The sequence below is a fragment of the Blastococcus sp. SYSU DS0619 genome (assembly GCF_054051035.1).
Genome location: NZ_JBJHAM010000014.1, coordinates 55,439 through 78,574, shown reverse-complemented (window position 1 = coordinate 78,574; position 23,136 = coordinate 55,439). Strand labels below are relative to the sequence as shown.

Below are 23,136 nucleotides of genomic sequence, written 5' to 3'. Positions count from 1 at the left end.
TCAGTGACCGAGGCGCTGCGACAGCTCCCGCAGCAGCTCCTGCGCCGCCTCGGCGATGACCGTGCCGGGCGGGAAGACCGCGGCGGCGCCCATCTCCTTGAGGGTCGGCACGTCGTCGGGCGGGATGACCCCGCCGACGACGATCAGCACGTCGTCGGCACCGAGCTCGGCCAGCGCGTCGCGCAGCGCCGGCACCAGCGTGAGGTGGCCGGCGGCCAGCGACGAGACGCCGACGACGTGCACGTCGGCCTCGACCGCCTGCCGGGCGACCTCGTCGGGCGTCTGGAACAGCGGGCCGACGTCGACGTCGAAGCCGAGGTCGGCGAAGGCGGTGGCGATGACCTTCTGGCCGCGGTCGTGCCCGTCCTGGCCCATCTTGGCCACCAGGATGCGGGGGCGCCGACCCTCGGCCTCGGCGAACTCCTCGGCCAGCCGCCGCGTCTCCTCCATGGGCCCGGAAGCTCCTGCCTCGTCGCGGTAGACGCCGGAGATGGTGCGCACCTGGCCGGCGTGCCGGCCGTAGACGGCCTCGAGGGCGTCGGAGATCTCCCCGACGGTCGCCTTGGCCCGCGCGGCGTCGACGGCGAGCTTCAGCAGGTTGGCGTCGAGGTCGTTGCCGCGGCGCCCCTCGGCGGCGGCGCGGGCGGCGTCGGTGAGCCGGCCCAGCGCCTCGGTCACCGCACGGCCGTCCCGGTCGGCCCGCAGCTGCTCCAGCTTGGCCTTCTGCTGGGCGAGCACGTCGGCGTTGTCGACCTTGAGCACCTCGATGGCCTCGTCGGCGTCGACCCGGTACTTGTTCACCCCGATGACCGGCTGGCGGCCGGAGTCGATCCGCGCCTGGGTGCGGGCCGCGGCCTCCTCGATGCGCAGCTTCGGGATGCCGTCGTCGATGGCCTGCGCCATGCCGCCGTGCTCGGCGACCTCCTGGATGTGCGCCCAGGCGCGGCGGGCCAGGTCGTAGGTCAGCTTCTCGACGTAGGCCGAGCCGCCCCACGGGTCGACGACGCGGGTGGTGCCCGACTCCTGCTGCAGCATCAGCTGGGTGTTGCGGGCGATCCGCGCGGAGAAGTCGGTGGGCAGCGCGAGCGCCTCGTCGAGGGCGTTGGTGTGCAGCGACTGGGTGTGCCCCTGGGTCGCGGCCATCGCCTCCAGGCAGGTGCGGACGACGTTGTTGTAGACGTCCTGCGCGGTCAGCGACCAGCCGGAGGTCTGCGAGTGGGTGCGCAGCGACAGCGACTTCGGGTTCTGCGCACCGGCCTCCTTCACCAGCTTGGCCCACAGCAGGCGGCCGGCCCGGAGCTTCGCCACCTCCATGAAGAAGTTCATGCCGATGGCCCAGAAGAAGCTCAGGCGGGGCGCGAACGCGTCGACGTCCATCCCGGCGGCCTGACCGGCCTTCAGGTACTCGACGCCGTCGGCCAGCGTGTACGCCAGCTCCAGGTCGGCCGTCGCCCCGGCCTCCTGGATGTGGTAGCCGGAGATCGAGATGGAGTTGAACTTCGGCATCCGCTGCGAGGTGAAGCTGAAGATGTCGCTGATGATCTGCATCGAGGGCTTGGGCGGGTAGATGTAGGTGTTCCGCACCATGAACTCTTTGAGGATGTCGTTCTGGATGGTGCCGGTCAGCTGCTCCGGCGCCACCCCCTGCTCCTCGGCCGCGACGATGTAGAGCGCGAGCACCGGCAGCACCGCGCCGTTCATCGTCATCGAGACGCTCATCCGGTCCAGCGGGATGCCGTCGAACAGCTGCCGCATGTCCAGGATCGAGTCGATGGCGACGCCCGCCATGCCGACGTCGCCGGGCACCCGCGGGTGGTCGGAGTCGTAGCCGCGGTGGGTGGGCAGGTCGAAGGCGATCGACAGCCCCTTCTGCCCGGCGGCGAGGTTGCGCCGGTAGAAGGCGTTCGACTCCGCGGCGGTGGAGAAGCCCGCGTACTGACGGACCGTCCACGGCTGCGTGGTGTACATCGTCGGGTAGGGGCCGCGCAGGAACGGCGGCAGCCCGGGCAGGGTCTCCAGGAAGTCCAGGTCCTGCAGGTCGGCCGGCGCGTACAGCGGCGGGACGGCGATGCCCTCGGGAGTCTCCCAGGTCGCCTCCGCCACGCTGCGGCCGGTCGCCTCCTCGAACGCCTTGGCCCAGTCGTCCGCCGAGGCCGACGCGGCCGGGCGGCCCAGCTCGACGGAACCGAAGTCGGGGATCGCGCTCATGCCTGCACTCCTTCGAGACCCAGCTCGGCGTGCACCGTGCGCAGCGCCGCGAGGGCGTCGCACCCGGCGAAGACGTATCCGTCGACCCCGTCCACGGCGAGGTCCGGCTTCCCGGCCAGCCACACCTGCGTGGCGCCGGCGGCCCTGAGCTCCGCCGCGAGCGCGGCGGCCCCGGACGCGTAGTCCTTGTCGGTGCCGCAGATGCAGGCCACCGTCGTGCCCGCCGCCGGGAACCCGCTCGCCGCGTCGTCGGCCGGCGTGGCCAGCCCGCCGGCCTGGAACAGGTTGCCGGCGAAGGTTGCCCGGGCCGTGTGCCGCGCGATCGGGCCGATCGTGGCGAGGTAGACGGCGGGCCGCTCCCCCACCGCGTCGGCGGCGTCGCGGAGCGCCTCGAACTCCTGCGCGGCCCGCACGCGCGGCAGTCCGCCGGTGGCCGGCAGGACCTCCGCCGCCGGCTGCCGCTCGGGCAGCTTCTCGGCGAGGTTGGGGAACTCGCTGACGCCGGTGAGCGGGTCGGCACGGGTGGCCAGCCGCTTCGCGCGGGCGTCCCAGGCCTGACCGATCCGGTCCCGCACCAGGCCCGAGGTCAGGGCGGCGGACAACCCGCCGGCCCGCTCGATCTCGGTGAACCACTCCCAGGCCGCGCGGGCCAGCTCGTCGGTCAGCGACTCGACGTACCAGGAGCCGCCGGCCGGGTCGAGGACACGGGCGAGGTGCCCCTCCTCCACCAGCAGGCTCTGGGTGTTGCGGGCGATCCGGCGGGAGAAGGCGTCGGGCAGGCCCAGCGCGGCGTCGAACGGCTGCACCGTGACGGTGTCCGCACCGCCGACGCCGGCGGCGAAGCAGGCCACGGTGGTGCGCAGCATGTTCACCCACGGATCGCGCCTGGTCGTCATCACCGACGAGGTGACCGCGTGCTGGTGCTGGCCGCGCAGCTCCGCCGACGCGCCGCTGACCTCGCCGACGCGGTCCCACAGCCGGCGGGCGGCGCGCAGCGCGGCGATGGTCGTGAACTGGTCGGCGGAGGCGGAGTAGCGGAACTCCAGGGCGGCGACCGCCTCGTCGACGCCCATCCCGCCATCGGTCAGCGCCCGGAGGTAGGCCACCCCGGCGGCCAGCGAGCAGCCGAGCTCCTCGACCACGGAGGCCCCGGCGTCGGCGAAGACCGTGCCGTCGACGACGACGGTGCGCAGGCCGGGATGGGCGGCGGCGCGGCGGGCGACGTCGGCCAGCCCGGCGAGGTCCTGCTCCTCGCCGGTGGCGGCCTGGACGCCGAGCGGGTCCAGGCCCAGCGAACCGCCGGGGGCGAGGTCGGTGCGCCCGTCGACGAGCGCGAGGAACCCCTCGGCCGCCTCGACGCCCGCGCCCGGGCCGACGCCCTGGACGGTCACCGGCGCCAGGTCGAGGTAGACGTCGGCGAGGACGTCGCGGAGGGAGTCGACCGGGATCGCGCCGTCGCCGACCACCAGCCACAGCGAGGTGACGCCGTTCTCCAGGTCGGCGGCGATCGCCTCCTTGGTGACGGCGACGTCGGGGTGCGCGTGCCGCTGGCGGATGTCCCACCCGCCGGGGGCGCCACCGTCGGCCCCACCGGCGGCCGTGACCTCGGCCGATCCGGCCGGGCCGCCGGACGGGCGGGAACCGCGCACGAAGGGCGGGAGGCCGGGCTGCCCGACCGCGGCCGGGAGGTCGCCGGCGTCCTCGGCGGTGTACAGCGGGGCGACGGTCACGCCGGGGGCCACCGGGCGGCGCAGCGCGTCCTCGACCGGGTCGGGGAGGTCCTCGCGGCCGGCCTTGCGCAGCACGCCGGCGACCAGTTCCCGCCACTGGTCGCGGGTCACCGCGTCGAACTCGCCCGCGAGCGCCAGGGCCTCGGGCACCTCGTGCTCGGCCGGCACCTCGGCGTCGGCCGCCGCGGGAGCCTGCTGTCCGGTGGAACTCATCGTCGGTGGGTCTCCTCCCCAGAGGGTCGGGCTGAAGTGTCTCCGGGCGCCGGTCGGCGCGTGCGAGGGGGTGGCTGCGGGCCGGTCGGGGACGCCTCCGCGTCGGCCTCCAGCGCGAGCAGCGCGGTGCGCGCCAGCAGCCGCACGCCGACGCCGATCGCCCGCTCGTCGACGTCGAAGGTGCCCCGGTGCAGGTCGTAGGGGGCGCCGCCCCCGTGGGTGCCCAGCCGGGCCAGCGCGATCGGCATGACGTCGGCGAACCAGCCGAAGTCCTCCCCGCCCATGCTCTGCGGCGAGAGGACCAGGTGCTCCGCCCCGACACTGCCGAGCGCGGCCGACCGCAGGAGCGCCACGGAGCGGGGATCGTTGACCACGGGCGGCACGCCGCGGATGTAGTCGACGCCGACCTCCGCGCCCGTCGTCGCGGCCACCCGCTCCACCAGCGAGCGCAGCAGCTCCTCGGCGCCCTTCCACGCGTCGCGGTCGAGCACCCGCACCGTGCCGCGCAGCGTGCCGCGCTGCGGGATCGCGTTGGCGGCCACCCCGGCGTTGACCGCGCCCCAGACCAGCGACATCCCGACGCGGGGATCCACCTGCCGCGACAGCAGCGAGGGCAGGTCGGTGATCAGCCGGCCGAGGGCGTCGACCAGGTCGACGGTGAGCTGCGGCCGGGCGGTGTGCCCGCCAGGACCGGTGAGGGTGACGTCCATGCGGTCGCACGCGGCGGTGATCGGGCCGGTGCGCAGCCCGACCTTCCCGGCCGGCACCGACGGGTCGCAGTGCAGGGCGAAGGCGCGCGAGGCGCCGTCGAGGACCCCGGAGGCGACCACCTCGGTGGCCCCGCCGGGCACCGTCTCCTCGGCGGGCTGGAAGACGCAGCGCACCCGGCCCGGGATGCCGTCGAGCTCGGCGAGCGCCAGCGCGACGCCCAGCACGACGGTGGTGTGCACGTCGTGCCCGCAGGCGTGGCAGAGCCCCTCGCGGGTGGAGGCGTACGGCACGTCCTTCAGGTCGGCGAGCGGCAGGGCGTCGATGTCGGCGCGCAGCACGACGACCGGTCCGTCACCGGCGCCGACCTCGCAGACCAGGCCGGTGCCGGTCGGCAGCCGGCGCGGGCGCAGCCCGGCCGCGCGCAGCCGCTGCTCGATGAACGACGTCGTCTCGAACTCGGCGAAGGCGAGCTCCGGGTGGGCGTGCAGGTGCCGCCGGACCGACACGAGCTCGGGGTGGTGGGTCCCGACCCAGTCGTCGACGGCCGTGGCCAGCTTCTCGACGACGGGGGTCATGCGGCGTGCCCGCCCGCGCACTCGGCCGGCCCGGGCACCGGGCCGTCGGGGTGTCCCGCGGGGCCGGTCGCCGGGAGGCCGTCGCGCAGCTCGGCCAGCAGGCCGTCGACGACGGGCGCGAGCGCACCGTCGTGCTCCAGGGCCACCGCCCGCTGCCGCTGGTAGGAGGCGCCGACCTCCAGGACGCGCAGCACGTCGGTCAGCTCCTCCTCGCAGGACAGCCGCCTGGCGGTGGGCATGAGCTCCTCCACCAGCTCGGCGATCGCCTCGCGCACCGGCCGGACGGCGAAGTGCTCGTCGACGATGATCTCGGCGTCCAACCCGTAGCGGGCCGCCCGCCACTTGTTCTCCCGGACCACCCACTCCTCGGGCCGGGGCAGGGTGTAGCCCCGGTCGAGCTGGGTGTCGAACTGCTCGACCAGGCACTGTGCGAGGGCGGCGACCGCACCCACCTCGTCGAGGGTCGGCAGCCCGTCGCAGATCCGGAGCTCCACGGTGCCGAAGTCGGGGTGCGGGCGGATGTCCCACCACACCTCCCGGACGCTCTCGATGCTCTTCGTGGAGATCAGCGTCTCCATGTACTCCTCGAACTCGTCCCAGTCGGCGAGCTGGAAGGGCAGCCCGGCCGTGGGCATGCCCTCGAAGACCTTGGTGCGGGCCGACGCCAGCCCGGTGTCGCAGCCGACCCAGAACGGCGAGGACGACGACAGCGCCAGGAAGTGCGGCACGTACTGGCACAGCGCGTTGACGATCGGGATGACCTTCTCCGGAGCCCGGACGCCGACGTGCACGTGGACGCCGAAGATCTGCATCCGCCGGGCCAGCCACTGCATCCGCTCGACCAGGTCCTGGTAGCGCTCCTTGGGCGAGATCTCCTGGGTCTGCCAGTCGGTGAACGGGTGCGTGCCGGCGCACAGCACGCCGAGGCCGCGCCGGTCGGCCTGCGCCACGACGTCGGCGAGCGTGCCCGCCAGGTCGGCCTTCGCCTCGCTCACCGTGGTGCAGACGCCGGTGATGATCTCGACGGTCGACTGCAGCAGCTCGTGCTTGGCCTTGGGGTGCTCCTCGGCGCCCTCGGGCCGGAGCGCCTCGAGGATCTCCACGGCGCCGGGCGAGAGTTCGCGGGTCTCCCGGTCGACGAGCTGCAGCTCCCACTCCACACCGAGGCTGGCGCGCTCCGAGCTACGGAAGGGGATCTCCACCATCGGGAGTCTAGGTTCGATCACCGTCCCCCACCGGGCGACGGCCCCCGGACCGGGACCGTCCCCGGCCCGGCCCGCCGTCACAGCGTGTCGGGTGCCAGCCGCGCGAGGACGGCGGGATCCACCTCGCGGTGGTGCAGGGGGAGCACGAGCTCGGTGACGACGTCGGTCAGCTCGGCGATCCGGAGGTTCAGCCGCCGGGCCTCGCGGAGCCCCTCGTCCAGCTCCACGTCCCGCTGCTCCCCCAGGGCCACGCGCTCCTCGACCCGGCGCAGCGTCTCGCGCGCGTCGTCCAGCGCCTGGCGTGCGTCGTCCAGCGCCTCGCGGAGGCCGGCGTTCTCGGCGGTCAGCCGGCCCAGCTCCGCGCGGAGCCCGGGCAGTTCGCCCGCCAGCTCGAGGGAGGCCGGCGCCAGGACGCGGCGGAGTGCCCGTACCGGGCCTCGCACCAACCAGCCGCGGATCATGCCGACCTCCTTCGTTCCGGTGCCCTGCGGACCGTGAGACGTGCCGTCCGGACGAGCCGGGGCTCCGGGTCGCCGAGCCGCACCACCTGCTCGCTCGCCTCGTCCACCGCGACCACCTCCAGACGGTGCCGGCCGGCCTCCCGGCGCAGGCCGGCCACGGTGAGCGGTCCGCCCGGCCGGTCGGCGGGGACCTCCGGGTCGGCCACGACGTCGAAGTACGCCGCGCCGCCGTCGCGCAGCAGCATGGCGCACAGCCGGAAGACGTTGTCCCGGCCCCGGTCCTCGAGCGCGTCGAGCAGCTGCCGCCCGAGGAGGGTCCAGCCGGCGCCCTGGGCAGCGAGCTCGGCACCCAGCCGGAGGACCAGCCGCAGGTCGAGCAGGTTGAGCACCCGGAAGGCCGGGTGGCCGCCCTGCCGTGGCCGGGCGGCGGAGGCGAGCGCGATGGCCCGCCGTGAGTAGTCGACGGCGTGCACGGTGCGACCGGCCGCGGCGAGGGCGCGCGCGTCCGCGCCGGTACCGCACCCCAGCTCCAGCACCGGCGACCCCGGCGGGGACTGCGCGGCGGCCCAGGCCACGAACGGCGACGGCGCGGCCTCCTCCGGCTGCTCCGGCCCGGATCGCCGCAGCAGGTAGTCGTCGTCCCACTGCTCGCGGTCGACGTTGTAGTCGGCGAACCATCCGTGGAACCGGTCCGCCGTGGACGGGGGCAGGGAGAAGGTGAACGACGGGTCCGGCACCCGCCATCCGGAGCCGTAGAGGGCCTCGAGCTTCACCTCCGGCCGCCGCGGCGCCGGCTCCTGCCGGCCCTCGACGAGCACCGGGCGCGGAGGGAGCAGGTCCTGCTCGTCGGCTCGCGCACGGATGTTGAAGACCTGGTACCACCAGCCCCCGGCGAGGAAGCCGGTGAAGACGTCGACGTGGTGGTCCGGCACCCCGTCGTCGTCGAAGTGGATCTGGAGGTGCCCGGCCGACAGCCGGACCACCTGGTAGCCGGCTGCCCGCAGCAGCCGGCCCAGCTCGAAGCCCTCCCGTGCGATGTCGGCCGGGTGGTCGTGCCGGCTCACGTAGCCGAGGTCCGCGTCGTCGTCGTGCTCGATGAGCGAGCCACCGCTGCGCACGGGGCCCAGCAGGGTCCCCCCGGAGACGAACACCCGGTCGCCCAGGCGGTCCTGCAGCAGGCGGCGGATGCCCTGCATGTTGTCGAGGAGCCGCTCCACCAGGTCGGGGTGGGCGTCGGCGAAGGCGTGCCCGAGACGGCCCCACTTGTTGACGACGTAGGGCCGGCCGTGCTCGTCGGTCAGCTGCACGGGCCCGTCGCCGTCGCCCAGCCGGACCTCGGTCGTGGCCTCGATCGGCGCCGGCATCCCGTCGGTGGACCGGACACCGACCTCGAACCGGCCGCTCAGCTGCTCCTTGAGGCTCGGTGGCCAGGCCTGGAACCGGGCCCGGTCGGCCGGCACACCGGGAGGTCGCTCCTCCGGTGGGGCGGGGTCGTCGGCCACGGGGAAGGACCACACCCGTCGCCCGTCGATCTCGAGGTCCAGGATCCGGCCGTGGTCCTCGGGGCCGCGCACGAGGTACGTGACGCCCTGCTCGGTCGCGATCAGCTCCAGGTCGTCCATACCTCCCCGATCGTCGTCGCTGCGGAACTCCCCGGTGCACGCTAACCGAGGGCGGTGTCCGGCCCCGCCGACCGGATGCGCAGGTCAGCGCCCCGGGCGGGGCCGGTGGTATCGCGACGGCGTCGTCCGGAGGCATCTGCGTTAGCGTCCCTGCGTGAGCCAGCCCCCCGGGAACGACCCGCAGACCCTCGCCACCCTCGCCGCCGAGGAGCTGGTCCGCGCCGTCGGCGGACCGCACGACGTGGCCGTCGTCATGGGCTCGGGCTGGGCGCCCGCAGCCGACGCCTTCGGCGAGGCGGACGCCGCCGTGGCGATCGGCGACCTCCCGGGCTTCGCGGCGCCGACCGCGGTGGGGCACGGCGGTCAGGTCCGCTCGGTGCGGGTGGGCGACCGCAAGGTCCTGCTCTTCCTGGGCCGCACCCACTACTACGAGGGCCGCGGTGTGGAGCCGGTCGTGCACGGCGTGCGCACCGCCGCCGCCGCCGGGGTGAAGACGGTGATCCTCACCAACGCCGCCGGCGGGCTCGCCCCGGAGCACCAGGTCGGCCAGGCGGTGATCATCTCCGACCACCTGAACCTCACGGCGCGGTCGCCGCTGGTGGGCGCGCACTTCGTCGACCTCACCGACCTCTACTCCGCACGGCTGCGCACGCTGGCCCGCGAGCTCGACCCGGGCCTGAGCGAGGGCGTCTACGCGGCACTGCCCGGGCCGCACTACGAGACCCCGGCCGAGATCCGGATGCTCCGCACGCTGGGCGCCGACCTCGTGGGCATGTCGACCGCACTCGAGGCGATCGCCGCGCACGCCGCCGGCCTGGAGGTCTTCGGGCTCTCGCTGGTCACCAACGCCGCTGCCGGGGTCACCGGCGAGAAGCTGGACGCCGACGAGGTCATCACCGCGGGCCGGGCGGCCGCGGGCCGGCTCGGGGAGTTCCTGGTCGAGCTCATCGGGCGGCTGCCGTGAGCGGACAGGGCGACGGCGGCCCCGTCCTCGTCACCGGCGCCGCCGGCCGGATCGGCACGGTGCTCCGGGCCGGGCTGCCCGAACGCGGCTGGGCGGTGCGCTCGCTGGACGTCGTGCCGGTGCCCGAGCCGCGCCCGGGCGAGGAGCACCTCGTCGCCGACGTCACCGACCTGGCGGCGATGACCGAGGCCACCCGGGGCGCCTCGGCCGTCGTCCACCTGGCCGGCATCTCCGGCGAGTCGACGTGGGCGGCGATCTCGCACGCCAACATCGAGGGTACCTACTGCGCGCTCGAGGCCGCCCGGCTGGCCGGCGTCCCCCGCGTGGTCCTGGCCAGCAGCAACCACGCCTCCGGCTACACCGAGCGGCCCGCCGACGGGATGCTGCGCGAGGCCGACGCACCGCCGCGGCCGGACACCTACTACGGCGTCTCGAAGGTGGCCATGGAGGCCCTCGGCTCGCTGTACGTCGACCGGTACGGCCTCGACGTCGTCTGCCTGCGGATCGGCAGCGCCTTCGCCGAGCCGACGACCACCCGACAGCTGTCCACCTGGCTCTCCCCCGCCGACACCGTGTCGCTGGTCGACGCCGCGCTCTCCGCCCCGTCCCCCGGCTTCTCGGTGGTGTGGGGCGTCTCCGGCAACACCCGCCGCTGGTGGGACCTCTCGGCCGCCGAGGCGCTGGGGTACCGGTCCACCGACGACGCCGAGCGGTACGCCGGCGCGCTGATCGAGGTCCACGGCGAGCCCGACCTGACCGACCCGGTGCACCGCCGCGTGGGCGGCGAGTACACGACGTCTGAGTTCGACGCGGAGAACTTCCCGGCATGACCGACGACCTGCTCGCCACCGCCCGGGCCTGGGCCGACGCCGATCCGCACGCGGGCGACCGCGCCGAGATCGAGGCGCTGATCGAGGCGGGCGACCGGGCCGAGCTCGGTCGCCGCTTCGCCGGACCGCTGACCTTCGGGACGGCGGGGCTGCGCGGACCGCTGCGCGCGGGGCCGGCCGGGATGAACGCCGCGGTGGTGCTCCGCGCCGCGGCAGGGGTGGGCCGGCACCTGCTGGACACCGGGCACGGCGGCGGGACCGTCGTCATCGGGTTCGACGCACGGCGGCGGTCCGACGAGTTCGCCACGCTCTCCGCCCAGGTGTTCTCCGGGCTCGGCTTCGCCGTGCAGCTGATGGCGCGGCCGCTGCCCACCCCGGTGCTGGCCTTCGCCGTCCGGCACCTCGGCGCGGTGGCCGGGGTGATGGTCACCGCGAGCCACAACCCGCCGGACGACAACGGCTACAAGCTCTACCTGGAGCAGGGGGCGCAGCTCGTCCCACCGGCCGACCGGGCGATCGAGGCGGCCATCGACGCCGTCGGCCCGGCGCGGGAGATCCCGCTCACCGGCGGCCACGGGATCCTGGGTGACGACATCCTCACCGAGTACGTGACCGCGGTGGTGCAGGCGCTGGACCCCGAGCGGGTCCCGGCCGCCGACCGCGCCGCGCTGACGGTGGCCTACACCGCTCTGCACGGGGTGGGCGCCTCGACGACCCGGCTGGTGTTCGCCGCCGCGGGGTTCGCGGAGCCGGCCTGCGTGCCCGAGCAGGACGCGCCCGACCCGGCGTTCCCGACGGTCTCCTTCCCGAACCCGGAGGAGCCCGGCGCGGTCGACCTGCTGGTCGCCCTGGCCGAGCGGGTGGGCGCCGACGTGGCGATCGCCGAGGACCCCGACGCCGACCGCTGCTCCGTCGTGTGCGGCGGCCGGCAGCTCACCGGTGACGAGGTGGGCGCGCTGCTGGCCGACTGGCTGCTGCGCCGCGGCGTGCGCGGGACGTACGCGTCGTCGCTGGTCAGCGGCTCGCTGATGCACGCGATCGCCGAGGCCTCGGGGGCGCCGTCGGAGGAGACCCCGACCGGCTTCAAGTGGATCATGCGGGCCGGGTCGGAGTCGGCTCCCCTGGTGTACGGCTACGAGGAGGCGCTGGGCTACTCGGTGGCGCCGGACGTCGTCCGGGACAAGGACGGCATCTCGGCCGCCCTCGCGGTGGCGCTGCTGGCGGCCGAGCTCAAGGCCGACGGGCGCACCCTGCTGGACCGGCTCGACGAGCTGGCGGACGAGCACGGGCTCTTCGTCACCGGGCAGCTGTCGGTGCGGGTGGAGGACCTCTCGGTCATCTCCGGCGCCATGGCCCGGCTGCGGTCGGCACCCCCGGCCGCGCTGCTCGGCCGGCCGGTGGAGTTCGCCGACCTGGCGCACGGGACGCCGCCGGTGGACGCCGTCCGGCTGCTCGGTGACGGGGTGCGGGTGATCGTGCGGCCCAGCGGCACCGAGCCGAAGCTGAAGGCCTACCTGGAGACCGTCGTCCCGGTGCACGACGACGCCGGCCTGATCGCCGCCCGCGGACGCGGGGCCGACGAGCTCGACCAGCTGCGCACGGAGATGTCCGCGGCCCTGGGGATCTGACCGGCCCCCACCGATGAGTTCGGCGGCCTCCCCCGGTCGGAGCTGTCGACGTCGGCGCGAGGCCAGGAGGAACGATGCGCAGGATCGTCGTGCAGATGGGGCTGTCGCTGGACGGGTTCTTCGAGGGCCCGGACCGCGACATCAGCTGGCATCTCGTGGACGAGGAGCTGCACGCCCACTTCAACCAGCACCTCGCGACGATGAGCACGTTCCTCGAGGGCCGGGTCACCTACGAGCTGATGGAGTCGTACTGGCCCACCGCCGACCAGGACCCGGACAACCCGCCGACCACGAAGGAGTTCGCCGGCATCTGGCGGTCCGTGCCGAAGATCGTCTTCTCCCGCACGTTGCGGCAGCCCGGCCCGAACGCGACGGTCCGCTCCGAGGTGGATGCCGACGAGATGCGCGCGCTGAAGCAGCAGCCGGGCGGTGACATGACGCTCGGCGGCGCCGACGTGGTCGAGACCTTCCGGCGCCTGGACCTGATCGACGAGTACCGCCTCTACGTCATGCCGGTGGTCCTCGGCCGCGGGCGACGGCTGTTCGAGACGGCGGACTCCCCGACCGACCTGGATCTGGTGGAGACCCGGCAGTTCGGCAACGGCGTCGTCCTGCTGCGCTACGCCGTCCGGCGCCCCTGAGCAGCGGTCAGCCCGCGACCGGCTCCCGGCAGCCGGACTCCAGCGCGCGGGCCGCCGTCGCCAGGACGGCGACGACGTCCCGGCCGAAGCCGACGTCGCAGGGGTGGGTGCCCCCGGCGACCGCCGCGGCGCCGAGTTCGTCCACCGCCACGCGGAACGCCTCGACCGGGGCGTCGACGTCGGGCAGCAGCACCAGCCGGCCGGCGTCGCCGTGCACGTAGAACTCGATGCCGGTCGACATGGGGGCGACCGTGTGCGACAGCGTGACCGTCGAGGCGGTGCCCGACTCGTGGGTGAGCACCAGGTGCACGGTGTCCCGGAGCCCGGCGCCGGCCTGCACCGCCACCACCGGTCCCAGCGCCGGCAGCAGCACCGAGAGCGCGTGCGGGCCGATGTCCCAGAGCGCGCCGCGCTCCTGCCGCCAGGAAGAACCGGCGAACGGCGTCCCGGCCAGGGAGGACAGCCACGACCCGGCACCGCCGGCCAGCCGGGTGCGCGCGGCCTGCGTCAGCCAGGTCGACGTCGCCGCCTGGAAGCGGAAGGTGAAGAACACGACCGACGCGACGCCGGAGCTCCGCACCGCGTCGACCACGCGGTCGGCCCCGGCGACGTCGAGGGCGATCGGCTTCTCCAGGAGCAGGTGCTTGCCGGCCTCGGCCGCCTGCACCGCGAGCGGCGCCTGGACGTCGGGCGGGAGGGCGATCGCGACGGCGTCGACGTCGGCCAGCAGGGCCGTCACGTCGGCGTAGCCGGGGACGTCGAACTCGGCACCCAGCGCCTTCGCCTTGGCGACGTCGCGCCCCCACACGCCCACCAGCTCGGCGGACGGGTGGCCGGCGAGCGCGGTCGCGTGCACGGCACCCGCCCAGTGACCGGTGCCGAGCACCCCGAAGCGCATGGTCAGACCGCGCCGAACTGGCGGTCGCCGGCGTCGCCCAGCCCCGGGACGATGTAGGCCTTCTCGTTGAGGCCCTCGTCGATGCTGGCGGTGAACACCCGCAGCGGCAGGCCGCTCTCCTCCAGCCGGCGGATGCCGTCCGGCGCGGCGAGCGCGCACAGCACGGTGATCGACGTCGTGCCGCGGGCGGTGAGCAGCTCGCAGCAGTGCACCAGCGAGCCACCGGTGGCCAGCATCGGGTCGAGGACGAAGACGTCGCGCCCGACCAGCGTCTCCGGCAGCGAGGCCATGTAGGCCTCGGGCTGGAAGGTCTCCTCGTTGCGGGCCAGCCCGACGAAGCCCATCTGCGACTCGGGCAGCATCCCGTGCGCGGTGTCGGCCATGCCGAGGCCCGCCCGCAGCACGGGGACGATCAGCGGGGGGGCGGCCAGCCGGTAGCCCGTCGTCGTCGTGACCGGGGTGGTGATCTTCTCCTCGGCCACCTCGAGATCGCGGGTGGCCTCGTAGACGAGCATCTGGGTGAGCTCGCGCAGGGCGGCCCGGAACATGGCGTTGTCCGTGCGCTCGTCCCGCATGCGGGTGAGGCGGGCACGGGCGAGCGGGTGGTCGACGACGGTGAGCTGCACGGCGGACACCGTATCGGCCGTCGCCGGGCACGGCGGGGTCCCGCCCGCACCTGCCTCCCGGATGCGATGCCCCGGACGGCGCGGTAGCACCTCCGACGCCGGGCAGCGGACGGCCCGGCTGCGCTCTCCCGACGGCGGGAGGCGGTGTCCTCGGCGCGGACATCCCGCCGCCCCGGATGTCCGCTGAGGGGACGACGCCCGGCGCGGTGCGGTGCCCTCCCCCACTCCGGGAGGACGCCGTCCGGTGCGCTGCGCCCCCACCGCGGGTGAGCAGTGTCGGCCGTCCGGACGGCGCAGGGGAGAATGGCCGGCATGACCCACGTGCTCGATCCCGGCGCGCTGTCGGACGACGCCCGGGCGCTGGCCGCGCCGACGCCCCCCTACGACGACGTCACGCGCTCGGACTCGGCGTTCCGCACCTTCCTCCACGGCCTGCCCGGCGTCGACCAGGTCGGCGCCGAGGCCCGGGTGGCGCAGCTGGGCACCCGCTCGATCAAGACGACGTCGAAGGCCTGGGCCATCGACACCGCGATCTCGATGGTCGACCTCACCACCCTCGAGGGCGCCGACACCCCCGGCAAGGTCCGCAGCCTGGCCGCGAAGGCCCGGCGGCCCGACCCGTCCGACCCTACGACGCCCCAGGTCGCCGCGGTCTGCGTCTACGGCGACCTCGCCGGCGTGGCCCGGGAGGCCCTCGGCGACAGCGGCATCCACGTCGCCGCCGTCGCCACCGCCTTCCCGAGCGGCCGCGCCAGCCGCGCGGTGAAGATCGCCGACGTGCGGGACGCCGTGGCCAACGGCGCCGACGAGATCGACATGGTCATCGACCGGGGCGCCTTCCTCACCGGCCGCTACCTCGACGTCTACGAGGAGATCGTCGCGGTGAAGGAGGCGTGCGGGGACGCGCACCTCAAGGTGATCCTGGAGACCGGGGAGCTGGTCACCCTCGACAACGTCCGCCGGGCCAGCTGGATCGCGATGCTCGCCGGTGGCGACTTCATCAAGACCTCGACCGGCAAGGTGAGCCCCGCCGCCACCCTCCCGGTCGGGCTGGTGATGCTGGAGGCGGTCCGCGACTTCCGCGCCGCCACCGGCCGCCAGGTCGGCTTCAAGCCGGCCGGCGGCATCCGGACGACGAAGGACGCGATCAAGCACCTGGTGCTGATCAACGAGACCGCCGGCCCCGACTGGCTGGACCCCGACTGGTTCCGCTTCGGCGCCTCCAGCCTGCTCAACGACCTCCTCCTGCAGCGGCAGAAGCTGCGCACCGGCCACTACTCCGGCCCCGACTACGTCACGGTGGACTGACAGCGATGACCAGCGTTTTCGAGTACGCACCCGCCCCCGAGTCGCGGTCCATCGTCGACATCGCGCCGTCCTACGGGCTCTTCGTCGACGGCGAGTTCGTCGACGGCTCCGGTGAGCCGATGAAGACGGTGAACCCGGCCACCGAGGAGGTGCTCACCGAGGTCGCCACCGGCACCGCCGCCGACGTCGACCGCGCGGTGCGCGCCGCCCGGAAGGCGTTCGAGAAGACCTGGGGGCCGATGCGCCCCGCCGACCGCGGCAAGTACCTCTTCCGCATCGCGCGGCTGCTGCAGGAGCGCGCCCGCGAGTTCGCCGTCCTCGAGTCGCTGGACAACGGCAAGCCGATCCGGGAGTCCCGTGACGTCGACGTCCCCCTGGCCGCGGCGCACTTCTTCTACCACGCGGGCTGGGCCGACAAGCTCGAGCACGCGGGCCTCGGCCCGGACCCCCGCCCCCTCGGCGTGGCCGGGCAGGTCATCCCGTGGAACTTCCCGCTGCTGATGCTGGCGTGGAAGGTCGCGCCCGCCCTGGCCACCGGCAACACCGTCGTCCTCAAGCCGGCCGAGACGACGCCGCTGACCGCGCTGCTGTTCGCCGAGATCTGCCGGCAGGCCGACCTGCCGCCGGGCGTGGTCAACGTCGTCACCGGCGCCGGGGAGACCGGCCGGGCGGTCGTGGAGCACGACGACGTCGACAAGGTGGCGTTCACCGGCTCCACCGAGGTGGGCCGGTCCATCGCCCGCGCCGTCGCCGGCACCCGCAAGAAGCTGACCCTGGAGCTGGGTGGCAAGGCAGCGAACATCGTCTTCGACGACGCCCCCATCGACCAGGCGGTCGAGGGGATCGTCCAGGGGATCTTCTTCAACCAGGGGCACGTCTGCTGCGCCGGCTCCCGGCTGCTGGTCCAGGAGTCGATCCACGACGAGGTGGTCGCGAGCCTCCAGCGGCGGATCGGCACCCTGCGCGTCGGCGACCCGCTGGACAAGAACACCGACATCGGCGCCATCAACTCCGCCGAGCAGCTCGCCCGCATCCGGGAGCTGTCCGACATCGGCGAGGCCGAGGGCGCCCAGCGCTGGCAGCCGGCCGGCGAGCTGCCCGAGCGCGGCTACTGGTTCCCGCCGACCGTCTTCACCGACGTCTCCCCGGCGCACCGCATCGCCCGCGACGAGGTCTTCGGCCCGGTCCTGAGCGTGCTCACCTTCCGCACGCCCGACGAGGCCGTCGCGAAGGCGAACAACACCACCTACGGGTTGTCGGCCGGCATCTGGAGCGAGAAGGGGTCGCGGATCCTGAAGATCGCCGATCAGCTGCGCGCCGGCGTGGTGTGGGCCAACACGTTCAACAAGTTCGACCCGACGTCGCCCTTCGGCGGCTACAAGCAGTCCGGCTACGGGCGAGAGGGCGGCCGCCACGGCCTGGCCGCCTACCTGACGGGAGCTGACAGCAAGTGAGCATCGCAGCGAGGAACGAGCGAGGAGCGGAGCGCGCGCGGAAGCTCCCTGACGACAAGGGGAACGACCAGTGATCGGCAACGACCGCCTCGCCGTGCGCAAGACCTACAAGCTGTACGTGAACGGCGCCTTCCCGCGCTCGGAGAGCGGCCGCACCTACGAGGTCACCGACGCCAAGGGCCACTTCCTGGCCAACGTCGCCCGGGCCTCCCGCAAGGACGCCCGGGACGCCGTCGTCGCCGCGCGCGCAGCCTTCGGGAAGTGGTCGGGTGCCACCGCCTACAACCGCGGCCAGGTGCTCTACCGCGTGGCCGAGGTGATGGAGGGCCGGCACGTCCAGTTCTGCGAGGAGGTCGCCGCCGCCGAGGGCCTGTCCGGGTCCAAGGCACGGGCCGCGGTCGACGCCGCCATCGACCGCTGGGTCTGGTACGCGGGCTGGACCGACAAGCTGGCCGCGGTCCTGGGCAGCGCCAACCCTGTGGCCGGGCCGTACTTCGACTTCTCCCTGCCCGAGCCCTCCGGGGTCGTCGCCGTGCTGGCCCCGCAGCAGTCGAGCCTGCTGGGCCTGGTCAGCGTCCTGGCCCCGGTGCTCGCCACCGGGAACACCGCCGTCGTCGTCACCTCCGCGGAGCGGCCGATCCCGGCCGTCACCCTCGGCGAGGTGCTGGCGACCAGCGACGTCCCCGGCGGCGTGGTCAACCTGCTCACCGGCGACGCCGAGGAGCTGGGCCCGTGGCTGGCCGAGCACGCCGACGTCGACGGCATCGACCTCACCGGCGCCCCCGCGGGCCGGGCCATGGAGTTCGAGCGGGAGGCCGCCGGCACCATCAAGCGGGTCGTGCGCCCGCCGGTGACCGAGCCCGACTGGACCGCCGACCCGGGCCTGTCCCGGATGACCCCGTTCCTGGAGACGAAGACCGTCTGGCACCCGATCGGGGTCTGATCCGGCCGCGCCGGGCCAGGCGTCCGACCTCCGACCGGCCCGGTGGCGACCCGTCACCACCCCGAGGTGCGCCGCTTGCCCGACAGGGCAGGATGGTCGGGTGGCCAGGCCCAGCATCGTCCCCATCGCACTGACCCTCGACGACCGCACGGGGTACACCCTGTGGGCTCCGCCGTGGGAGGAGGACGGCGAGGAGTGGCAGGCGTTCCTCGGCACCACCGAGGGCGACGTCGCCACCGTGCACCTCTTCCCCACGCCGGCCAAGCTCGCGGCGTTCTGCCGCACCAGCACCGACCACGACCTCGCCGACCACCCGGTGTGGCCGGTCGTCGCCGGGCTCGGCGCCCCCGACCTGACCCCCGACGACGACCACCGCTACGACCTCGACGGCGTGTACGACATCGCCGCGGAGAACCCCGACCGGTGGGCGGTGGAGGAGCTGGCCGCGACCGTCGACATCGTCAGCCGGCTGGCCGAGTGCCTGGACACCACCGACGAGGACGACGACGAGCAGTTCGAGGCCGTCGCCGAACTGGCCGGCAAGCCGGAGATCGGCTCGCTCGGCCTCGGCGTGGAGGCCTTCGTCGGGCGTTCCGGCGAGGACGCCTGGATCGGTGTCGGCACCGTGCTCGACGAGCTCTGGGAGGACGTCGTCGAGGAGCTCTCGGAGCACCTCGACTGGACCGGCGGGGGCACCGCCACGGTCGAGGAGTACCCCTCGGCCTCCGAGACGGCCGAGCAGGACTCCGCACTCGGCATCCCCGAGGACGACGAGGACGAGGACGACGACACCCCGGTGGTCGCGGGCCGGACCGCCGGCGCCGCCCGCACCGGCGCGACCGCCGCCTCGGCGGCCACCCGGGGCGGGGTCCGCACCATCGCGCGGGGCGGCCGGGTCACCGCCTCCCCCGCCGCGGTCGCCGCGGCCGCGGAGTTCTGGGAGGCAGTCGGCATCCTGCCGGTCGAGATCGTCGTCCCCGAGGGCGCCGGGGTGACCCTGCGCTGCTACGTGGAGGACGTCGCCCGCTTCCTGGGCCGGGACGGCGAGGTGTTCGTCTTCGACACCCCGACAGACCTGGCCCGGTTCTGCGCGAGCGACGAGCCGCACGACCTCACCGAGATCGCCTCCTGGCCCGAGGTCGCCGACACCGACACCCCGCCGCTGCCCGCCGAGCAGGACCGCTACGACCTCACCGAGCTCTCCGAGGTCCTCGCCGAGGTCGCCGACGGCGCCGCCGGGCTGGTCCCCCACCGCGCGCTGCTGCAGCCGGTCGAGGGGGCGCGCGACCTCGCCGAGTACGCCGGCCTGTCCCGGGTCGAGGAGCTGCTCGCCCCGTCCGCGCCCGTGGGCCAGGCCGTCGCCCGCGCCGACCGGCAGCCCGAGACGCCGCTGGCCGCCGCCGACGCCGCAAAGCTGCGCCCGGAGTGGGACGAGATCGTCACCACCGTGAGCGGTGCCCTGGTCTTCCGCGACTGACCGGGGACCGACGACGACGGCGGCCCGCCCCGGGATTCCGGGACGGGCCGCCGTCGTGGGTGGTGCGGGTGATCAGCCCTGGCGCGGGGGACGCGCGGAGCGCTCACCGGTGAACCGGCGATCGCCACCGGGCCGGCCCGAGCGCTCGCCGCCGCCGGAGCGGTTGCGGTCGCCGTAGGACCGGCGCGGACCGCCGGGGCGGTCGCCGTCGCGGCGCGGACGGCCACCGGGGCCACCGCCGCCGCGGCGCATGTCGCGCTGGGTGCGCTCCTTGGGCTCGACCGGGATGCCGGCCGCGACCAGGTCCAGGATCGGCTTGTCACCCGGGCGGGTCCGGTCGAGCGGCGGGTCGACCTTCGCGGTGCGGAACCGCCGCTTGGCCTGACCGACCTGGTCGGGCAGCAGCAGCGAGACGACGACACCGGCGGCCCCGGCGCGAGCCGTGCGGCCCGAGCGGTGCAGGTAGGTCTTGGCGTCCGTCGGCGGGTCGTAGTGCAGCACCAGGGAGACGTCGTCGACGTGGATGCCGCGGGCGGCGACGTCGGTGGCCACCAGCACCGGCGAGCGGGCGTCGGTGAACTCCTCCAGCGCACGCTTGCGCGCCGCCTGCGGCAGACCACCGTGGATGGCCTCGGCCTTGATCCCGGCGGCCTTCAGGTTCTCGGCCAGCCGGTCCACGCCCAGCTGGGTGCGGGCGAAGATGATCGTGCGTCCGGGGCGGCCGGCGAGCTCGGTGGCCACCTGCAGCTTGTCGCGGAACGCGAGGGTGAAGGCCAGGTGCTCGGCCGGCGGGGCCTCGCCGCCGGGGCGGACGACCTCGTGCCGGGCCGGGTCCTTCAGGTAGCGGCGCACCAGCGAGTCGACCTCGCCGTCCAGCGTCGCCGAGAACAGCAGGCGCTGGGCGTTGCGGTCGGTCTGGTCGAGCAGCTCCTTGACGACCGGGAGGAAGCCCAGGTCGGCCATGAAGTCGGCCTCGTCCAGCACGGTGATGACGACCTCGGCCAGGGTGCACTCGCCCTGGCTGATCAGGTCCTGCAGCCGGCCGGGGGTGGCGATGACGACGTCGACGCCGCGGCGCAGCTGCTGGATCTGGCGGTACATGGGCGCACCGCCGTAGACGGTGGCGAGCTGCACGCCGGTCGCCTGGCCGAGCGGGGCCAGGTTGTCGTGCACCTGCTGCGCGAGCTCGCGGGTCGGCACGAGGACCAGCCCGCGGGGCGCGCGGCGGCCGTTCTTGACCTCCGCACCGATGCGGGCCAGCAGCGGCAGGCCGAAGGCCAGGGTCTTGCCCGAGCCGGTGGCCGCCTTGCCCAGCACATCGCGCCCGGCGAGCGCGTCGGGCAGGGCCGAGGTCTGGATGGCGAAGGGGCGGTGGATGCCGCGCCGCTCGAGCGCGGTCACCAGCGGCTGGGGCAGGCCCAGCTCGTGGAACGTGGGGCCCGACGGGGCCTCGACGGTGTTCTCCACCGCGGCGGCCGCGGCGGTGTTCTCGATGACGTTCTCAGTGGTGTTCTGACCGTCGTTCTGGGTCGTCTTGGACTCGAACGAAGCAGGGTGGACCAAAGTCATGCGGGGTGGGGCTCCGATACTGCTCGGAGCGCGTCCCGTGAAAGAGGAGGAGCACCGTGACGTACCGGCGTCCTCACTTGGCGATCGTCTGCGCCCAGGGATGGAACGCGGGATCTGCACGGATGCGCTCGTGCCCGGACAAACCGTCCGGGAGGATGACCGGCCTTGTGCCGGTACGCCTACGGTAGCAGCGAAGATCGCGACGCTGTTCCCGCGACCGGGGGTGACGACGCCCACGCCGCAGGTCAGTCGGCCTCCTCGTCGGCGTCATCGGCGCTGACCGCCAGTACGCCGTCGAGGTCCGCGAGCTCCGCCGCGAGCCAGGTCACCGGGCCGGTGCCCTCCACCGAGAGCCGTACCGTCGCCTGCCCGGACCCGGTGCCGCCCCCGCCGTCGTCGGTGGCCGTGGCCAGGTCGCGCACGGCGAAGCCGCGCTGCGTGCACTCGGCCAGCGCCCGGCGCAGCACCCCCTCGCCGTCCCGGTAGGTGAGCACCAGGGAGTGCACCCGCGTGATCCGGCCGGACAGCCGGCGGGCGAGCGGGGTGAACCCGTAGGAGATGGCGAAGTGCGCGGCGGTCGCGACGACGGCGAACAGCCACAGCCCCGCGCCGGCCGCCATCCCCACGGCCGCGGTCAGCCAGACGATCGCCGCCGTCGTCAGCCCGCGGACCGCGTCGCGCCGCACGAAGATCAGCCCGCCCCCGATGAACCCGAGGCCGGAGACCACCTGCGCCGCCACCCGGGAATCGCCGAACTGCGCCTGGCTGATGACCATGAACAGCGCCGCGGCGAACCCGACGACGGTGAGCGTCCGCAGCCCCGCCGCCTTGTGCCGCAGTTCACGCTCGAAGCCGATGAGCGCCGAGAGCACGAACGCGACCCCCAGATCACCGACCTGGGCCCATGTCTGCCCGGTCGGACCGGCGAGCTCTGACACGGGTCAGCCCAGCAGTGCCGCGTAGCCGGGGCGGACGACGTCGTCGAGCAGCCGCTGCCGCTCCGCGTCGGGCAGGAAGGCCCCGGCCAGGGCCTGCTCGGTCACCGTCCGTACGTCCTCCCAGGTCCAGCCGGACTCCGTCGCCACGGCGGTGACCTCGCTGGTCACCGAGACCCCGCTCATCAGCCGGTTGTCGGTGTTGAGGGTCACGGCGAAGCCGAGCCGGTGCAGCCGGTCCACCGGGTGGTCGGCGAGCGAGGCGTAGGCGCCGGTCTGCACGTTGGACGACGGGGCGATCTCCAGGACGATCCGCTCGTCGCGTACCCGCCGGGCCACCGGCCCGAGGGTGCCGTCGGCGGCGACCTCGTCGGCGATCCGCACGCCGTGGCCCAGCCGCTCGGCGCGTGCCCCGTCGAGTGCGGCGACGATGCTGTCGATGCCCGCCGCCTCGCCGGCGTGGATGGTGCGGTGCGCCTGCGCCCGGTCGAGGACGGCGAGGGCCGAGGGGATCCGGTCCGGCGGGAAGCCGATCTCCGGGCCGGCGAGGTCGAAGCCGACCACGCCCGCGTCGCGGTACCGGACGACGAGCCCGGCGACCTCGTCCCAGCGGTCGGCTTGCCGCATCGCGCAGAGCAGGGTGCCGATGCGGATCGGCGTCCCCGCCTCCGCCGCCTCCCGGCTGCCCTGCGCGTAGCCGTCGAGCATCGCCTCGACGGCCGCCTCCATCGGCATGCCGGTGGTGAGCAGCTCGGGGGCCATGCGGACCTCGGCGTACACGACGCCGTCCGCGGCCAGGTCCAGCGCGCACTCGCGGGCGACCCGCTGGACAGCCTCGGGGGTCTGCATCACGCCGACGGTGTGCGCGAACGTCTCCAGGTACTGGACCAGGGACCCCGAGTCCGCGGCTTCCCGGAACCAGCGGCCCAGGGCCTCGGCGTCGGCAGCGGGGAGCGCGCGGTAGCCGAGCTCGTCGGCCAGCTCCAGCACCGTCTGCGGTCGCAGCCCGCCGTCCAGGTGGTCGTGCAGCAGGACCTTCGGGGCGCGACGGACGTTCTCGGCGTTCAGCACTGCCATGGTCACAACGCTACGGGTCACGCCGAGTGGGCCCCGGAGGGGTCCGGGCAGGGGTGACCCA

Annotated in this window: 19 protein-coding genes; 8 read left to right on the top strand and 11 right to left on the bottom strand. The window is 74.5% G+C overall.

Going from position 1 to position 23,136, the window contains the following annotated elements; translation table 11 throughout:
- The 6 genes from scpA to ACI79T_RS15240 all read right to left on the bottom strand — a co-directional run bounded on the left by scpA (position 1) and on the right by ACI79T_RS15240 (position 8,725).
- A complete protein-coding gene (gene scpA / locus ACI79T_RS15265) occupies positions 1-2,208 on the bottom strand; it encodes a methylmalonyl-CoA mutase (protein WP_456610925.1) in 2,208 nt (735 codons plus the stop codon).
- Positions 2,205-4,151, bottom strand: a complete 1,947-nt coding sequence (locus tag ACI79T_RS15260; RefSeq protein ID WP_456610924.1) for a methylmalonyl-CoA mutase subunit beta — start codon at positions 4,149-4,151, stop codon at positions 2,205-2,207. Before ACI79T_RS15260 ends, scpA begins: the two co-directional genes overlap by 4 nt.
- Positions 4,148-5,437: an amidohydrolase gene (locus ACI79T_RS15255; protein WP_456610923.1), complete on the bottom strand. Its 1,290-nt coding sequence runs from the start codon at positions 5,435-5,437 to the stop codon at positions 4,148-4,150. Before ACI79T_RS15255 ends, ACI79T_RS15260 begins: the two co-directional genes overlap by 4 nt.
- Positions 5,434-6,642, bottom strand: a complete 1,209-nt coding sequence (locus tag ACI79T_RS15250; protein ID WP_456610922.1) for a glutamate--cysteine ligase — start codon at positions 6,640-6,642, stop codon at positions 5,434-5,436. The genes ACI79T_RS15255 and ACI79T_RS15250 overlap by 4 nt, the downstream gene beginning before the upstream one ends.
- A gap of 77 nt (positions 6,643-6,719) precedes the next feature.
- Entirely contained in the window at positions 6,720-7,103 is a 384-nt protein-coding gene (locus ACI79T_RS15245; RefSeq protein ID WP_456610921.1) for a DUF6752 domain-containing protein, read from the bottom strand.
- Positions 7,100-8,725, bottom strand: a complete 1,626-nt coding sequence (locus tag ACI79T_RS15240) for a methyltransferase domain-containing protein (RefSeq protein WP_456610920.1) — start codon at positions 8,723-8,725, stop codon at positions 7,100-7,102. Before ACI79T_RS15240 ends, ACI79T_RS15245 begins: the two co-directional genes overlap by 4 nt.
- Positions 8,726-8,879: 154 nt before the next feature.
- Between ACI79T_RS15240 and ACI79T_RS15235 the strand changes: the two genes are divergently transcribed.
- From ACI79T_RS15235 to ACI79T_RS15220, 4 genes are all read left to right on the top strand, one after another.
- The gene (locus ACI79T_RS15235; RefSeq protein WP_456610919.1) at positions 8,880-9,689 is read left to right on the top strand and encodes a purine-nucleoside phosphorylase; all 810 of its coding nucleotides are present in this window, start codon (positions 8,880-8,882) and stop codon (positions 9,687-9,689) included.
- The gene (locus tag ACI79T_RS15230; protein WP_456610918.1) at positions 9,686-10,519 is read left to right on the top strand and encodes an NAD-dependent epimerase/dehydratase family protein; all 834 of its coding nucleotides are present in this window, start codon (positions 9,686-9,688) and stop codon (positions 10,517-10,519) included. The genes ACI79T_RS15235 and ACI79T_RS15230 overlap by 4 nt, the downstream gene beginning before the upstream one ends.
- Positions 10,516-12,147 carry a phospho-sugar mutase gene (locus tag ACI79T_RS15225; protein WP_456610917.1) on the top strand — a complete coding sequence of 544 codons (1,632 nt, stop codon included), beginning with the start codon at positions 10,516-10,518 and terminating at the stop codon, positions 12,145-12,147. The genes ACI79T_RS15230 and ACI79T_RS15225 overlap by 4 nt, the downstream gene beginning before the upstream one ends.
- A 74-nt stretch (positions 12,148-12,221) precedes the next feature.
- Positions 12,222-12,788, top strand: a complete 567-nt coding sequence (locus tag ACI79T_RS15220) for a dihydrofolate reductase family protein (protein ID WP_456610916.1) — start codon at positions 12,222-12,224, stop codon at positions 12,786-12,788.
- 7 nt (positions 12,789-12,795) lie between these two features.
- Here ACI79T_RS15220 and ACI79T_RS15215 read toward each other — a convergent pair whose 3' ends face one another.
- On the bottom strand, positions 12,796-13,686 hold the full coding sequence (locus ACI79T_RS15215) for a Gfo/Idh/MocA family protein (protein WP_456610915.1): 891 nt from the start codon (positions 13,684-13,686) through the stop codon (positions 12,796-12,798).
- Positions 13,687-13,688: 2 nt separating this feature from the next.
- Entirely contained in the window at positions 13,689-14,312 is a 624-nt protein-coding gene (gene upp, locus ACI79T_RS15210) for a uracil phosphoribosyltransferase (RefSeq protein WP_456610914.1), read from the bottom strand.
- 312 nt (positions 14,313-14,624) lie between these two features.
- Between upp and deoC the strand changes: the two genes are divergently transcribed.
- The 4 genes from deoC to ACI79T_RS15190 all read left to right on the top strand — a co-directional run bounded on the left by deoC (position 14,625) and on the right by ACI79T_RS15190 (position 19,494).
- The gene (gene deoC, locus ACI79T_RS15205) at positions 14,625-15,620 is read left to right on the top strand and encodes a deoxyribose-phosphate aldolase (protein WP_456610913.1); all 996 of its coding nucleotides are present in this window, start codon (positions 14,625-14,627) and stop codon (positions 15,618-15,620) included.
- Positions 15,621-15,625: 5 nt separating this feature from the next.
- Positions 15,626-17,074, top strand: coding sequence for an aldehyde dehydrogenase family protein (locus tag ACI79T_RS15200; protein ID WP_456610912.1), 1,449 nt, complete (start codon positions 15,626-15,628; stop codon positions 17,072-17,074).
- 70 nt (positions 17,075-17,144) lie between these two features.
- Entirely contained in the window at positions 17,145-18,017 is an 873-nt protein-coding gene (locus ACI79T_RS15195; RefSeq protein WP_456610911.1) for an aldehyde dehydrogenase family protein, read from the top strand.
- A 100-nt stretch (positions 18,018-18,117) separates the two neighbouring features.
- A complete protein-coding gene (locus ACI79T_RS15190) occupies positions 18,118-19,494 on the top strand; it encodes a hypothetical protein (protein ID WP_456610910.1) in 1,377 nt (458 codons plus the stop codon).
- Positions 19,495-19,566: 72 nt separating this feature from the next.
- Here ACI79T_RS15190 and ACI79T_RS15185 read toward each other — a convergent pair whose 3' ends face one another.
- The 3 genes from ACI79T_RS15185 to ACI79T_RS15175 form a co-directional block, all read right to left on the bottom strand.
- Positions 19,567-21,063, bottom strand: coding sequence for a DEAD/DEAH box helicase (locus tag ACI79T_RS15185; protein WP_456610909.1), 1,497 nt, complete (start codon positions 21,061-21,063; stop codon positions 19,567-19,569).
- Between the two features lie 245 nt (positions 21,064-21,308).
- On the bottom strand, positions 21,309-22,001 hold the full coding sequence (locus tag ACI79T_RS15180) for an MgtC/SapB family protein (protein WP_456610908.1): 693 nt from the start codon (positions 21,999-22,001) through the stop codon (positions 21,309-21,311).
- 3 nt (positions 22,002-22,004) lie between these two features.
- Positions 22,005-23,075 (bottom strand): adenosine deaminase, encoded by a 1,071-nt coding sequence (locus tag ACI79T_RS15175; protein WP_456610907.1) that lies wholly within the window; start codon positions 23,073-23,075, stop codon positions 22,005-22,007.
- Positions 23,076-23,136: the final 61 nt, after the last annotated feature.